The sequence below is a fragment of the Desmospora profundinema genome (assembly GCF_031454155.1).
Classification (GTDB): domain Bacteria; phylum Bacillota; class Bacilli; order Thermoactinomycetales; family DSM-45169; genus Desmospora; species Desmospora profundinema.
Genome location: NZ_JAVDQG010000007.1, coordinates 13,954 through 27,309, shown reverse-complemented (window position 1 = coordinate 27,309; position 13,356 = coordinate 13,954). Strand labels below are relative to the sequence as shown.

Sequence of the window (13,356 nt, the reverse complement as noted above, 5' to 3'; positions counted from 1 at the left end):
GGAACGAATCAATGGGTATCAAACACTTTAAACCGACCTCGCCCGGTCGCCGGCAGATGACGGTCTCTACTTTTGAAGAGATTACCACCGATAAGCCGGAGAAATCCTTGACGGCCAAATTGGTCAAAAAAGCGGGCCGCAACAATCAAGGCCGGATCACCACCCGGCATCAGGGCGGCGGCCACAAGCGCAAGTACCGGATCATCGACTTCAAACGGAACAAAGACGGCATACCCGGCAAGGTTGCCACGATCGAATACGATCCCAACCGTTCCGCCAACATCGCCCTGATCCACTATGTGGATGGGGAGAAGCGTTACATCCTTCATCCGAAGGGATTGAAAGTGGGCGATGTGATCCAGTCCGGTCCGGATGCCGACATCAAAGTGGGGAACGCCTTGCCGTTGGAAAACATTCCGGTGGGTACCGTGATCCACAACATCGAGCTGAAACCGGGTGCCGGCGGACAACTGGTTCGCGCTGCCGGTACGCAAGCACAATTGCTCGGTAAGGACGGCAAATACGCAATCCTGCGTCTGACTTCCGGAGAAACCCGCATGGTGCAACGGGCTTGCCGGGCCACCATCGGTCAAGTGGGCAACCTGGACCATGAGCTGATCAATATCGGGAAAGCCGGCCGCAGTCGTTGGAAAGGCGTTCGCCCGACCGTCCGCGGCTCTGTGATGAACCCGGCAGACCACCCGCACGGTGGTGGGGAAGGCCGCGCTCCGATCGGACGCAAATCCCCGGTTACACCTTGGGGCAAACCGACCCTGGGTTACAAAACACGGAAAAAGAACAAGCCGTCGGATAAGTATATTGTACGTCGTCGTAAGAAGAAGTAATCTTACATCCCTGTATGAAAAAGAAGGGAGGTTGAATGCATGGGTCGCAGCCTGAAAAAGGGGCCTTTTGCAGACGAACACTTGTTGAAGAAAGTGCGGGAGCTGAACGAGAAGAACAACAAAAAGGTGATCAAGACCTGGTCTCGTCGCTCCACGATCTTCCCCGACTTTATCGGCCATACCATTGCGGTGCATGACGGTCGCAAGCACGTGCCGGTGTACGTAACCGAGGATATGGTTGGGCATAAACTGGGCGAATTCGTCTCCACCCGGACGTTTAAAGGACACGCCGGTGACGATAGGAAAACCCGCAAACGGTAATTGAGCGTGACAGAGAGGAGGTCTTAAGCCATGGAAGCGACTCAAACCCAAGCCAAAGCGGTGGCACGCTACGTTCGGATCGCTCCCCGCAAGGCGCGGTTGGTCATCGACCTGATCCGAGGCAAATCCGTAGGCGAAGCGCTGGCGATCTTGAAGTTCACGCCTCGTGCGGCTTCTCCGCTGATTGAGAAGGTGCTGAAGTCGGCGATTGCCAATGCGGAGCACAACTACAACCTGGACCCCGAAAATCTGGTGGTGGAAAAAGCGATGGTGGACGAAGGTCCGACCATGAAACGCTTCCGTCCCCGCGCTATGGGACGTGCCAGCCGCATTAACAAGCGGACCAGCCACATTACGGTGGTCGTATCTGAAAAATAAGGAGGGAAACGCACATGGGTCAGAAAGTCAACCCGGTAGGGTTGCGTGTCGGTGTCATCCGTGACTGGGAATCCAAGTGGTACGGTGGAAAAGACTACGCCGACATGCTTCACGAAGACATCGGAATCCGCGAATTTCTGGCGAAACGGTTGAAAGACGCGGCGGTCTCCACCGTTGAGATCGAGCGGGCGGCCAACCGTGTCAACCTGACCATCCATACGGCAAAGCCCGGGATGGTGATCGGGAAGGGCGGCTCCGAAGTGGAGGCCCTGCGCCAGCAGCTCACCAAGCTGACCGGCAAGAAAGTGCACATCAATATCAACGAAATCAAATCTCCTGAGTTGGATGCCCGTCTGGTGGCGGAAAGCATCGCACAACAGCTGGAGCGTCGGATCTCTTTCCGCCGTGCGATGAAACAAACCATCCAACGGACCCTGCGCGCCGGCGCCAAAGGTGTGCGTACTCAGGTGAGCGGCCGTCTCGGCGGTGCGGACATCGCCCGGACGGAAGGATATAGCGAAGGTACGGTTCCCCTGCACACCCTGCGTGCAGACATTGACTACGGAATTGCGGAAGCCCACACGACCTATGGACGGATCGGTGTAAAAGTGTGGATTTACCGCGGTGAGGTCCTCCCGGCCAAGAAAAAGGGAGACGCGGAAGGAGGCAAGTAACATGTTGATGCCGAAACGCACCAAGTATCGGAAAGAGCATCGCGGACGCATGAAAGGCCGCGCCAAAGGCGGCACGGAAGTGGCGTTCGGCGAATATGGCCTGCAAGCGCTCGAGCCTTCCTGGATCACCAACCGGCAGATCGAGGCGGCGCGGATCGCGATGACTCGTTATATCAAGCGTGGCGGTAAAGTCTGGATCAAGATTTTCCCCGACAAGCCGATTACGCAAAAGCCCCTGGAAGTTCGGATGGGTTCCGGTAAAGGTTCTCCTGAGAAATGGGTGGCCGTCGTCAAACCGGGCAAAATCATGTTTGAACTGGCGGGTGTTCCGGAAGAAGTGGCCCGTGAAGCCATGCGGCTGGCGGCCAACAAACTTCCGATCAAAACGAAATTTGTAAAACGTGATGAAGCGGGTGGTGGAACAGATGAAAGCTAAAGAGCTGTTGGAGATGACCACCGCGGAGATCGAGCAACAATTGGCCTCGCTGAAAGAAGAGCTGTTCAACCTCCGGTTCCAGGCTGCGACCGGTCAATTGGACAATCCGGCCCGGATCCGTCAGGTTCGCAAGAATATCGCCCGCGCCAAAACGGTGATTCGGGAGCGCGAACTGGGGATTGAAAGGAGGAAACAGGCATGACCGAAGAACGCAACAGCCGCAAGGTGCGCGTTGGGAAAGTCGTCAGCGACAAGATGGACAAAACGATCGTCGTCGCGGTGGAGACCTACAAACGGAACAAACTGTACGGCAAACGCGTGAAGTACAGCAAAAAGTTCAAGGCTCACGACGAACAAAACCAAGCCAAAGTGGGCGATGTCGTCAAGATCATGGAAACCCGCCCGTTGTCCAAAGACAAGCGGTGGCGCCTGGTTGAAGTTGTCGAAGAAGCCGTGATCGTTTAAAGTTCATTTTTGACTGGCGGAAGGAGGGAGACCGATGATTCAACCGCAAACCCGTCTGCGCGCTGCCGATAACTCCGGAGCCAAAGAGCTGATGTGCATTAAGGTTCTAGGTGGTTCCAAACGGAAGTCTGCAGGGATTGGCGATATCATCGTTGCATCGGTAAAACAAGCAACACCCGGGGGCGTTGTCAAGAAGGGGGAAGTCGTCAAATGCGTGATTGTACGCGTCAAGCGTTCTACGCGTCGTCAGGACGGTTCCTACATTCGCTTTGACGAAAATGCCGCCGTGGTGATCCGGGATGACAAGAGCCCCCGTGGGACTCGTATCTTCGGCCCCGTCGCCCGGGAACTGCGCGAGAAAGATTTTATGAAGATCATCTCGCTGGCTCCGGAAGTGCTCTGATTCAAGAACGGATGAGAACCGTTGAGTAAGGAGGTGCCGAGCATGCAGGCCAAGCGTCCGAACAAGCTGCATATCAAAAAAGGGGACACCGTGATCGTGATGCGCGGAAAAGATGCCCCCACCCGTGATAAAGACGGAAAAATGGTTTACACCAAAGGGCGGGTAATCCGGGTGTTCCCGACGGAACAGCGGGCTCTCGTGGAAGGTGTAAACATGGTGAAGAAACACAGCCGTCCTACCCAGGACAACCCGCAAGGGGGCATTATTGAACAAGAAGCCCCGATCCACCTCTCCAATCTGATGGTGGAAGACCCGAAGTCGAAAGAACCGACACGGATCGGTTATCGTACCGTGGAAGGCAAAGGCGGCAAGCAACAGAAAGTCCGCTACGCCAAGAAGTCCGGGGAAGTTCTTGATAAGTAACCCCCGTCAGGAAAGGAGGAACGAATGCCATGGCAGTCCGTTTGAAAGAACGTTACCAACAGGAAATCAGCCCGTCGCTGATGAAAAAGTTTGAGTACCAATCTCCGATGCAAGTGCCCAAAGTGGAAAAAGTGGTTATCAACATGGGTGTGGGGGAAGCGGTCCAAAACGCCAAGGTGCTGGACGGCGCAGTGGAAGATCTGACTCTGATCTCCGGGCAGAAACCGGTGATCACCCGAGCCAAAAAGTCCATCGCCGGCTTCAAACTGCGGGAAGGGATGCCGATCGGCGTCAAAGTAACCCTGCGCGGGGAACGGATGTATGACTTTCTCGACAAGCTGATCAATGTGGCGCTCCCCCGCGTTCGTGACTTCCGCGGGATTTCGCCGAAAGCGTTTGACGGTCGCGGCAACTATACGCTGGGCCTGAAAGAGCAATTGGTGTTTCCCGAGATCGAGTACGATAAAGTGGACAGTGTACGGGGGATGGATATCGTCATCGTGACGACCGCCGACTCCGATGAAGAAGCCCGTGAACTCTTGACCCAGATGGGGATGCCGTTCCGGAAGCAGTAAGATTGCAAAGACGAGTAGAGGATCGACTGGACATCTGTTCAGTACGACTCACATCTTTTAAAAAGGAGGGAATCCGTTGGCCAAGAAATCGATGATCGCCAAAGCAAAGCGCAAGCCCAAGTACGATGTGCGCGCCTATACCCGTTGTGACCGCTGCGGACGGCCGCATTCCGTTATCCGGAAGTTCCGCTTGTGCCGAATTTGTTTCCGTGAGTTGGCCTATAAAGGGCAGATTCCCGGTGTGAAAAAAGCCAGCTGGTAATCGACAGTGGAAGGAGGGATCTTGCATGGTGATGACTGACCCGATTGCTGACATGCTGACCCGCATCCGTAACGCGAACCTGGTTCGCCATGAAAGCCTGGAGGTACCGGCCTCCAAATTGAAACGGGAAATCGCGGAAATTCTGAAGCAGGAAGGTTTCATCCGTGATGCGGAATATGTGGAAGATGGCAAACAGGGGATCATCCGTATTTTCTTGAAATACGGCCCCAACAATGAGCGCGTGATCACCGGGCTGAAACGGATCAGTAAACCGGGCTTGCGCGTTTACGCCAAAAACGAGGAAGTACCGCGGGTTCTGCGCGGTTTGGGAATCGCTGTCCTGTCTACCTCCAAAGGGGTTATGACGGACAAAGAAGCACGCAACGCCAAAGTGGGCGGCGAAGTGCTGGCTTATATCTGGTAATCTCGTCGGAAAGGATGGAGGTGAATCTTCATGTCCCGTATCGGTAAAAAGCCGGTCGCCATCCCCAACGGGGTGGAGGTGAAGCTGGACGGGAGCACCATCCAGGTCAAAGGGCCCAAAGGAACCTTGACCCGGGAGCTGCATCCCGAAATCAGCGTAAAAGTGGAAGAAAACGAAGTGATCGTGGAGCGTCCCAGCGATCACCGTAAACACCGCGCCCTGCACGGAACGATCCGCAGCTTGGTGTCCAATATGGTAGAAGGAGTCACCAACGGCTACACCAAGAGCTTGGAGTTGGTGGGTGTCGGTTACCGGGCCCAGAAAAAGGGCAGCAAAGTGGTATTGAACGTCGGTTACTCCCACCCGGTGGAAGTAGAACCGCGGGAAGGGATTGAACTGGATGTTCCCTCCCAAACCCAAATCATCGTAAAAGGGATCGATAAGGAAAAAGTGGGGGCTCAAGCCGCCAACATCCGCTCGATCCGCGAACCCGAACCTTACAAAGGAAAAGGGATCAAATACAGCGATGAGCGCATCCGTCGCAAAGAAGGAAAAACCGGGAAGTAATTGAAGCCTTGAGAAAGGAGTGACAGCGGCATGATCAAGAAGCTGGATCGCAACAAGAGCCGGAAACGGCGTCACATGCGTGTCCGCAAAAAGATCATGGGCACCGTGGAGCGTCCCCGCCTGAACGTGTTTCGCTCCGCCAAGAACATTTACGCTCAAGTGATCGACGACATGAACGGTCATACGTTGGTTTCCGCATCCAGCCTGGACGCTGAAGTAAAAGAAGTGGGCATCTACGGCGGCAACGTGGAAGCGGCTCGGAAAGTGGGCGAACTGTTGGCCAAGCGGGCTCAAGAAAAAGGGATCGACCAGGTTGTATTCGACCGGGGCGGATACCTCTACCACGGCCGGATCAAAGCATTGGCCGAGGGTGCCCGTGAAGGAGGTCTCAACTTTTGAGCAGGGGAGGGAAGAGCGTGCGCAAGGATCAGCCCAAAGACGATATGAACGAAAAAGTGGTCAGCATCAACCGGGTGGCCAAAGTGGTGAAAGGTGGACGTCGTTTCAGTTTCAGCGCCTTGGTTGTGGTTGGCGATGGCAAAGGGAAAGTGGGAGCCGGGATCGGGAAAGCGGCTGAAGTGCCGGAAGCGATCCGCAAAGGGGTGGAAGCAGCCAAGAAAAGCATGATCACCATCCCGCTTAACGGGACCACCATCCCCCATGATGTGATCGGCGCATATGGAGCCGGGCGCGTGCTGATGAAGCCGGCGTCCAAAGGTACCGGTGTGATTGCCGGCGGAGCCGTCCGTGATGTGCTGACGGTGGCTGGTGTGGGTGACATTCTTACCAAATCCACGGGGTCCAATAACCCGATCAACATGGTTCGCGCCACCCTGCAAGGGATCGAAAGCTTGAAGCGTCCGGAAGACGTGGCCAAGCTGCGCGGCAAAACTGTAGAAGAGCTGTTAGGATAAGGAGGGATGATCGTGGCGAAAAAACTGGCTATCACCCTCAAACGGAGCTTGATCGGCCGTCCTGAAACGCAGCGGGTGACCGTGCGGACGCTCGGGCTGACCAAGCGGGAACAGACCGTGGTACAAAACGACACCCCGGCGATTCGGGGGATGATCAACCAAGTGAAGCATCTAGTCGATGTCAAAGAAGTCGATGCGTGATGCTTGTCCACCGAACTGGAAGAGGAGGTGCGAAGGATGAAATTGCATGAATTGAAACCGGCTGAGGGTGCCCGGAAAAACCGGAAGCGCTTGGGCCGCGGGATTTCCGCAGGCCAAGGCAAGACCGCCGGCCGCGGGCACAAAGGGCAAAAAGCCCGTTCCGGCGGCGGGGTGCGACCCGGATTCGAAGGGGGACAAAACCCGCTTTACCGCCGGCTGCCGAAGCGTGGGTTCACCAACCCGACCCGTAAAGAGTATGCCGTGATCAACCTGGATACCCTCAACCGATTCGAGGAAGGTACGGTGGTCACTCCGGAATTGCTGAAGGAAACCGGTGTGGTGAAAAACATGAAAGACGGTTTGAAAGTGCTAGCGAATGGGGAACTGAAAGTCAAGTTGACCGTCAAGGCTCATAAGTTCTCGTCCGCGGCTGCGGAAGAAATCGCAAAAGCCGGAGGCACGACGGAGGTGCTCTGATGTTTCAGACCGTACGCAACATCTTTAAAGTGGAGGACCTCCGTCGCCGGATATTGTTCACGCTGGCGATGATCGTTGTCTTCCGAATCGGCAGTTACATTCCGGTTCCCAATACGAACAACGAGGCGCTGATCGCTCTGACGGACGGGGCCGGGGCATTCGGGTTGATGAATACTTTTTCCGGTGGTGCTCTTCTTAATTTCTCCATTTTCGCCATGGGGATCTTCCCCTATATCACGGCATCGATCATCGTGCAGCTGTTAACGATGGACGTGATTCCGAAGTTCGCCCAGTGGGCGCGGGAAGGGGAAGTGGGGCGCCGCAAGTTGGCACGGGTAACGCGCTATGGTACGATAGTGCTGGCTTTGATCCAATCGATCGCCATCACCATCGGCTTTAACACGATGGGTGCCAATATGGGGCTGAGCTTCATCAACAACCCGAACTTCTTCACCTTTGCCCTGATCGCGATCACGTTGACCGCCGGGACCGCGTTCCTGATGTGGTTGGGTGAGCGGATTACGGAGCATGGGATTGGAAACGGGATCTCCATCATTATCTTTGCCGGGATCATCGCCGGAATTCCGCCGGCCAGCCAGCAAATCTATGAGACGCAGTTTGCCAACGCAGGTGACGAGATCTTCCTCAGTATCGTCAAGCTGCTGATCATCCTGGCCGTGTTGATCCTGATCGTCGCCGGTGTGATCTTCATCCAGCAAGGAGTTCGTAAGATCAAGGTGCAATACGCCAAGCGCGTGGTCGGACGCAAGATGTACGGCGGTCAATCCACCTACATCCCGATGAAGGTCAACGCGGCGGGGGTGATTCCCGTCATCTTCGCCATGTCGCTCTTGATCTTCCCGACGACCATTGCGGGATTCTTCCCTAACAGCGCCATCTCTCAGTGGATTATTTCCAACTTCGCATTTGATGCCCCGCTGGGAATGTTCACTTATGTGCTTCTAATCATCGGGTTTACGTACTTCTACACGTTTGTACAGATCAACCCGGTGCAGCTGGCGGATCAGTTGAAGAAAAACGGCGGTTACATCCAAGGCAAACGTCCGGGCAAAGTTACCTCTGCGTTTCTCACTTACGTGATGAACCGGATTACCTTTGCCGGTGCCTTGTTCCTGGCGGCGGTCTCCATCCTGCCGGTGTTCTTTACCGCGCTGGCTAACCTTCCCACCTCCGTTCAGATCGGCGGAACGTCGCTCTTGATCGTGGTCGGGGTGGCTCTGGAGACCATGAAAACGATTGAGAGCCAGCTGATCAAGCGCCATTACAAAGGATTCATCAAATAGAGGGGTTCCCCGGACCAGGGGAATCCGTGTGCAACCGGCTGAGAGGCCGCATGCCGCATCACACGTGTCCTTCCTCGCGAAAGTGGAGGTTGGGCCTGCAGGATCGACACCTGGGGTGATCGTAAGGCGGACCGCCCTGTGCTTGTTGACACCACCGGGAGGGATGAGGCTTGAATATCGTGCTGATGGGACTGCCCGGTGCCGGGAAAGGCACCCAAGCCGACCGGATCATCGAGGCATTCCACATCCCGCACATCTCCACAGGCGATATGTTCCGCTCTGCGGTGAAAGAAGGTACTCCTTTGGGACTGGAAGCCAAGTCCTATATGGACGAGGGACAACTCGTCCCCGACCGTGTTACGATCGGTATCGTAAGAGAGCGGTTGGGCAAAGATGATTGTGCCGAAGGCTTTATGCTGGACGGGTTTCCCCGAACGGTTCCGCAAGCGGAGGCCTTAGACGTTAGCCTGAAGGAGATGGGCAAAACTCTTAACCACGTCATCTATATTGAGGTGGAAGAGGAAGAGTTGTTGAAACGGTTGACTGGACGGCGGATCTGTCGCGATTGCGGGGCCACCTATCATGTGGCTTTCGCCCCCCCGAAGCAAGAAGGGGTTTGTGACCGTTGCGGAGGCGATCTCTATCAACGGGAGGACGACAGGAAAGAAACCGTGGCCAAACGTTTGCAAGTCAATCTGGAGCAGACCCGTGCATTGTTGGATTACTACAAGGACAAAGGGAACTTGTGCAGGATCAACGGCCAACAGTCCATTGAGCGCGTCACCCAGGATATTCTCGGCTATCTTAGGGGATCAGCCGAATGATTATCCTAAAATCGTCCAAAGAAATCGAACGCATGAGGCGGGCGGGCCGCATTGTATATGAGGCCCACCAGTTGGTCCGGGATGCGATCCGGCCGGGGATCACCACCAAGGAGATCGACCGGATCGTAGAGGCTTACATTCGCAAGCAGGGAGCTGTTCCTTCTTTTAAAGGATACAACGGTTTTACCGGTAGCGTTTGTGCTTCTGTCAACGAAGAGCTCGTCCACGGGATCCCGGGGGACCGGGTATTGGTCGACGGAGATATCATCAGCGTGGACATCGGAGCTTACCTGGATGGGTATCATGGCGATTCCGCCTGGACCTATCCCGTGGGCACCGTCTCGGAAGAAGCGTCCCGCTTATTATCGGTAACCGAAGAATCCCTCTACCGGGGATTGAAGCAGGCGATAGCCGGAAACCGCATCGGAGATATCTCCCATGCGATCCAATCGTTTGTGGAAGACGCGGGTTACTCCATTGTACGGGAGTATGTCGGACATGGAGTGGGACAAAACCTCCATGAGGAGCCCGGCATTCCCAACTTTGGGCCCCCGGGTAAAGGCCCTCGGCTCAAATCCGGCATGACGTTGGCTGTCGAGCCGATGGTGAATGTGGGTGCGCGCCATGTGAAGACCCTGGCTGACAACTGGACGGTTGTGACGGAAGACGGTTCCCTCTGTGCCCATTTTGAGCATACCATCGCGATCACGGAAGACGGCCACGAAATATTGACCACAGCTGGTTAGGTGAAGGGTGATGGATGTGACGGATGCCGAGAGACGGCCTTCCATCGGACAGATAGTCCAAGTGAAAAAAGGCCGTGAGGCGGGGCGATATGCGATCGTAATCGGTTGGGAAGAGCCGCACTTTGTTCTTCTCGTGGACGGGGACAAACGTAAGTTTGGGCAGTCCAAAAAGAAAAACGTCAAGCATATCCAACCTACCAAGCACATCGCCCGGGAAGTAGCGGAATCCATGAGTAAAGATGGCCGGGTGAGCAACGCCAAGCTGCGCCACGCCTTGAACCAATACCTTCTCCAGATCGGAGAACGCAAAGGAGAGTGAGTCAATGGCCAAGGAAGATGTGATCGAGGTGGAGGGAACGGTGATTGAACCGTTGCCCAATGCGATGTTCCGGGTAGAGCTGGAGAACGGTCACAAAGTACTCGCCCATGTTTCCGGCAAAATCCGTATGCACTTTATCCGGATTCTGCCCGGTGACCGCGTGACGGTCCAGCTTTCCCCGTATGATTTGTCCCGCGGCCGGATTACGTATCGCTATAAGTAACCCCCGCGGCAATGGTCCGCTCGGATGGTAACGTCAAACGTGATCCGGGCGCATTCGGAGGAGTTGACACACCGAGTGGATACAGGAGGGAAGCAAAATGAAAGTCAGACCTTCGGTTAAACCGATTTGCGAAAAATGCAAGGTCATCCGTCGTAAAGGTGTTGTGATGGTGATCTGCGAAAACCCGAAACACAAACAAAAACAAGGCTGAAGACAGGAGGTGCTCAACCTTGGCTCGTATCTCAGGCATCGACTTACCCCGTGACAAACGGGTGGAAATCGCCCTGACCTATATTTTCGGCATTGGCCGTTCTCAGTCGGCCCAGATCCTGAAAGAAACGGGGATCAATCCGGACACCCGGGTACGGGACCTGACGGAAGACGAAGTGGCCAAACTGCGGGGCTACATCGATAAGAACCTGGTAGTGGAAGGGGATCTTCGTCGGGAAACGGCGCTTAACATCAAGCGTCTGATCGAGATCGGATCCTATCGCGGCATTCGTCATCGCCGTGGACTGCCGGTTCGCGGCCAGCGCAGCAAAACCAATGCGCGGACCCGTAAAGGTCCCCGTCGGACCGTTGCCAACAAGAAAAAATAATTGAGATAAGGAGGGAAACACATGGCTGCCAAAAAGCGGACGACCAACCAGCGCGTCAAACGGCGTGCAAAGAAAAATGTGGAGTCGGGTACGGTACACATCCGCTCCACCTTTAACAACACCATCGTCACGATCACCGATAAACGCGGGAACACCATTTCCTGGGCCAGTTCCGGCACACTGGGCTTCAAAGGCTCTCGCAAAAGCACGCCTTTCGCCGCCCAGATGGCTGCGGAAGCCGCCGCCAAGCAGGCGATGGAACATGGCATGAAAAGTGTCGAAGTGACGGTGAAAGGTCCGGGAGCCGGCCGGGAAGCGGCGATCCGCTCTCTCCAAGCGGCCGGGTTGGAAGTCAACCTGATCAAAGACGTTACACCGATTCCCCATAACGGGTGCCGCCCGCCGAAGCGTCGCCGCGTCTGATGACGATCGATTCCGGGTTGGCTATGGTTTATACTGGTAAGACTATGTGTATACTGGTAGGGTACCCATCTGTCCTTTTGGTTGCCCATAACCGCTCGCCGGGGGATACATGGTTTTTATCCATCCCAGATCGCACCGATGTCACCCGGAATGCGACGTTCTGAAGGAGGGTTTCAAGATCGTATGATTGAAATCGAAAAGCCCAAAATCGAGACCGTAGAGGTCAGTGAAGACGGCCGGTACGGAAAGTTCGTTGTGGAACCCTTGGAACGCGGTTACGGCACCACCCTGGGCAACTCGCTGCGGCGGATTCTGTTGTCCTCCCTTCCGGGTGCGGCGATTACGTCCATCCAGATTGACGGGGTGTTGCATGAGTTTTCCACGATCCCCGGTGTAGTAGAGGATACGACGGAAATTATCCTCAATTTGAAACGTCTGTCCTTAAAAATCCACTCCGATGAGGAGAAGGTGTTGGAGATCGATGTGGAGGGCGGCGGTGATGTGAAAGCCGGCGACATCCGTGCCGATTCCGATGTGGAGATCCTCAACCCGGATCTGCATATCGCCACCTTGGCCAATGACGGACGTCTCCATGTCCGGCTGACGGCCAACCGGGGGCGTGGATATGTACCCGCGGACCGCAACAAACATGAAGATCAACCGATCGGTGTCATTCCGATCGACTCTATTTATACCCCGATTGAACGGGTGAATTACCAGGTGGAAAACACTCGGGTTGGTCAAGTCACCAACTATGACAAACTGACGCTGGAAGTGTGGACCGATGGCAGCCTTCGTCCCGAGGAATCCGTCAGCCTGGGTGCCAAGATCATGAACGAACATCTTCTGCTCTTCGTCGGGTTGACGGAAGAAGCACAAGATGCGGAGATCATGGTTGAAAAGGAAGAAGACAAAAAAGAGAAGGTCATGGAAATGACCATCGAAGAGCTGGACCTGTCTGTCCGCTCCTACAACTGCCTTAAGCGTGCCGGGATCAATACGGTTCAGGAGCTGACGCAGAAATCGGAGGAGGACATGATGAAGGTCCGCAACTTGGGACGAAAATCGCTGGAAGAAGTGCAGGAGAAGTTGTCCGAGTTGGGTCTCTCCCTGCGCAGCGATGACTGAATCACCATCTGTTTACAAAGGGAGGGGAAAACATGGCATATTCGAAACTGGGTCGGAATACAGCGGCACGGAAAGCGCTGCTCCGGGATCTGGTTACTGACCTGATCATCCATGAGCGGATTCAAACCAGCGCCTCCCGTGCCAAAGAGGTTCGCTCGATCGCCGAGAAGATGATCACCTTGGCCAAACGGGGCGACCTTCACGCCCGGCGCCAAGCAGCTTCCTTCGTGCGGACCAACCGCTCCCGGACCGAAAAGGAAGGGGAGAAAGTCTCCCACGAACAAGTGGATGCCGTCAAGAAGCTCTTTGATGAAGTGGGACCCCGCTATGAGGAACGCAACGGCGGTTACACCCGCATTATCAAGATCGGGCCTCGCCGCGGTGACGCCACGGAAATGGTCTATCTGGAATTGGTGAAATAAACC

27 protein-coding genes are annotated in these 13,356 nt (G+C 55.3%); all 27 read left to right on the top strand.

Going from position 1 to position 13,356, the window contains the following annotated elements:
* Positions 1-11: 11 nt before the first annotated feature.
* The 27 genes from rplB (at position 12) to rplQ (ending at position 13,353) form a co-directional block, all read left to right on the top strand.
* Entirely contained in the window at positions 12-845 is an 834-nt protein-coding gene (rplB, locus tag JOE21_RS14280; RefSeq protein ID WP_309867580.1) for a 50S ribosomal protein L2, read from the top strand.
* A gap of 39 nt (positions 846-884) precedes the next feature.
* Complete coding sequence (gene rpsS, locus JOE21_RS14275; RefSeq protein ID WP_309867578.1) at positions 885-1,166, top strand: 30S ribosomal protein S19; 282 nt, start codon at positions 885-887, stop codon at positions 1,164-1,166.
* 30 nt (positions 1,167-1,196) lie between these two features.
* Positions 1,197-1,544 (top strand): 50S ribosomal protein L22, encoded by a 348-nt coding sequence (gene rplV, locus JOE21_RS14270; protein ID WP_309867577.1) that lies wholly within the window; start codon positions 1,197-1,199, stop codon positions 1,542-1,544.
* 14 nt (positions 1,545-1,558) lie between these two features.
* Positions 1,559-2,218, top strand: coding sequence for a 30S ribosomal protein S3 (gene rpsC, locus JOE21_RS14265; protein WP_309867576.1), 660 nt, complete (start codon positions 1,559-1,561; stop codon positions 2,216-2,218).
* Between the two features lies 1 nt (position 2,219).
* Positions 2,220-2,654, top strand: coding sequence for a 50S ribosomal protein L16 (rplP, locus tag JOE21_RS14260; protein WP_309867574.1), 435 nt, complete (start codon positions 2,220-2,222; stop codon positions 2,652-2,654).
* Entirely contained in the window at positions 2,644-2,856 is a 213-nt protein-coding gene (gene rpmC / locus JOE21_RS14255; RefSeq protein ID WP_309867572.1) for a 50S ribosomal protein L29, read from the top strand. The genes rplP and rpmC overlap by 11 nt, the downstream gene beginning before the upstream one ends.
* A complete protein-coding gene (gene rpsQ, locus JOE21_RS14250) occupies positions 2,853-3,119 on the top strand; it encodes a 30S ribosomal protein S17 (RefSeq protein ID WP_309867569.1) in 267 nt (88 codons plus the stop codon). The genes rpmC and rpsQ overlap by 4 nt, the downstream gene beginning before the upstream one ends.
* A 34-nt stretch (positions 3,120-3,153) precedes the next feature.
* A complete protein-coding gene (gene rplN / locus JOE21_RS14245; protein ID WP_309867567.1) occupies positions 3,154-3,522 on the top strand; it encodes a 50S ribosomal protein L14 in 369 nt (122 codons plus the stop codon).
* A 66-nt stretch (positions 3,523-3,588) separates the two neighbouring features.
* Positions 3,589-3,945: a 50S ribosomal protein L24 gene (rplX, locus tag JOE21_RS14240; RefSeq protein ID WP_309868002.1), complete on the top strand. Its 357-nt coding sequence runs from the start codon at positions 3,589-3,591 to the stop codon at positions 3,943-3,945.
* 29 nt (positions 3,946-3,974) lie between these two features.
* Positions 3,975-4,520, top strand: a complete 546-nt coding sequence (gene rplE / locus JOE21_RS14235) for a 50S ribosomal protein L5 (protein WP_309867563.1) — start codon at positions 3,975-3,977, stop codon at positions 4,518-4,520.
* Between the two features lie 76 nt (positions 4,521-4,596).
* Positions 4,597-4,782 carry a type Z 30S ribosomal protein S14 gene (locus JOE21_RS14230; protein ID WP_309867560.1) on the top strand — a complete coding sequence of 62 codons (186 nt, stop codon included), beginning with the start codon at positions 4,597-4,599 and terminating at the stop codon, positions 4,780-4,782.
* Between the two features lie 25 nt (positions 4,783-4,807).
* Positions 4,808-5,206 carry a 30S ribosomal protein S8 gene (rpsH, locus tag JOE21_RS14225; RefSeq protein ID WP_309867558.1) on the top strand — a complete coding sequence of 133 codons (399 nt, stop codon included), beginning with the start codon at positions 4,808-4,810 and terminating at the stop codon, positions 5,204-5,206.
* A gap of 30 nt (positions 5,207-5,236) precedes the next feature.
* On the top strand, positions 5,237-5,773 hold the full coding sequence (gene rplF / locus JOE21_RS14220) for a 50S ribosomal protein L6 (protein WP_309867555.1): 537 nt from the start codon (positions 5,237-5,239) through the stop codon (positions 5,771-5,773).
* A gap of 30 nt (positions 5,774-5,803) precedes the next feature.
* Positions 5,804-6,172 carry a 50S ribosomal protein L18 gene (rplR, locus tag JOE21_RS14215; protein WP_309867552.1) on the top strand — a complete coding sequence of 123 codons (369 nt, stop codon included), beginning with the start codon at positions 5,804-5,806 and terminating at the stop codon, positions 6,170-6,172.
* A 44-nt stretch (positions 6,173-6,216) separates the two neighbouring features.
* Positions 6,217-6,687 (top strand): 30S ribosomal protein S5, encoded by a 471-nt coding sequence (gene rpsE, locus JOE21_RS14210; protein WP_309867999.1) that lies wholly within the window; start codon positions 6,217-6,219, stop codon positions 6,685-6,687.
* Between the two features lie 12 nt (positions 6,688-6,699).
* Entirely contained in the window at positions 6,700-6,888 is a 189-nt protein-coding gene (rpmD, locus tag JOE21_RS14205) for a 50S ribosomal protein L30 (protein ID WP_309867549.1), read from the top strand.
* Between the two features lie 36 nt (positions 6,889-6,924).
* Positions 6,925-7,365 carry a 50S ribosomal protein L15 gene (rplO, locus tag JOE21_RS14200; RefSeq protein WP_309867546.1) on the top strand — a complete coding sequence of 147 codons (441 nt, stop codon included), beginning with the start codon at positions 6,925-6,927 and terminating at the stop codon, positions 7,363-7,365.
* A complete protein-coding gene (gene secY / locus JOE21_RS14195) occupies positions 7,365-8,669 on the top strand; it encodes a preprotein translocase subunit SecY (protein WP_309867544.1) in 1,305 nt (434 codons plus the stop codon). The genes rplO and secY overlap by 1 nt, the downstream gene beginning before the upstream one ends.
* A gap of 170 nt (positions 8,670-8,839) precedes the next feature.
* Positions 8,840-9,493 carry an adenylate kinase gene (locus JOE21_RS14190; RefSeq protein WP_309867542.1) on the top strand — a complete coding sequence of 218 codons (654 nt, stop codon included), beginning with the start codon at positions 8,840-8,842 and terminating at the stop codon, positions 9,491-9,493.
* On the top strand, positions 9,490-10,239 hold the full coding sequence (map, locus tag JOE21_RS14185; protein WP_309867538.1) for a type I methionyl aminopeptidase: 750 nt from the start codon (positions 9,490-9,492) through the stop codon (positions 10,237-10,239). Before JOE21_RS14190 ends, map begins: the two co-directional genes overlap by 4 nt.
* Before the next feature lie 10 nt (positions 10,240-10,249).
* The gene (locus tag JOE21_RS14180) at positions 10,250-10,558 is read left to right on the top strand and encodes a KOW domain-containing RNA-binding protein (protein WP_309867536.1); all 309 of its coding nucleotides are present in this window, start codon (positions 10,250-10,252) and stop codon (positions 10,556-10,558) included.
* Positions 10,559-10,562: 4 nt separating this feature from the next.
* Positions 10,563-10,781 carry a translation initiation factor IF-1 gene (gene infA, locus JOE21_RS14175; RefSeq protein WP_009710936.1) on the top strand — a complete coding sequence of 73 codons (219 nt, stop codon included), beginning with the start codon at positions 10,563-10,565 and terminating at the stop codon, positions 10,779-10,781.
* Between the two features lie 97 nt (positions 10,782-10,878).
* Positions 10,879-10,992 carry a 50S ribosomal protein L36 gene (gene rpmJ, locus JOE21_RS14170; protein ID WP_072332752.1) on the top strand — a complete coding sequence of 38 codons (114 nt, stop codon included), beginning with the start codon at positions 10,879-10,881 and terminating at the stop codon, positions 10,990-10,992.
* Positions 10,993-11,011: 19 nt separating this feature from the next.
* Positions 11,012-11,380, top strand: coding sequence for a 30S ribosomal protein S13 (gene rpsM, locus JOE21_RS14165; RefSeq protein WP_309867519.1), 369 nt, complete (start codon positions 11,012-11,014; stop codon positions 11,378-11,380).
* 21 nt (positions 11,381-11,401) lie between these two features.
* Positions 11,402-11,803, top strand: coding sequence for a 30S ribosomal protein S11 (gene rpsK, locus JOE21_RS14160; RefSeq protein WP_309867516.1), 402 nt, complete (start codon positions 11,402-11,404; stop codon positions 11,801-11,803).
* A 183-nt stretch (positions 11,804-11,986) separates the two neighbouring features.
* On the top strand, positions 11,987-12,931 hold the full coding sequence (locus tag JOE21_RS14155) for a DNA-directed RNA polymerase subunit alpha (RefSeq protein ID WP_309867514.1): 945 nt from the start codon (positions 11,987-11,989) through the stop codon (positions 12,929-12,931).
* Between the two features lie 32 nt (positions 12,932-12,963).
* The gene (gene rplQ / locus JOE21_RS14150; RefSeq protein ID WP_309867511.1) at positions 12,964-13,353 is read left to right on the top strand and encodes a 50S ribosomal protein L17; all 390 of its coding nucleotides are present in this window, start codon (positions 12,964-12,966) and stop codon (positions 13,351-13,353) included.
* Positions 13,354-13,356 lie beyond the last annotated feature (3 nt).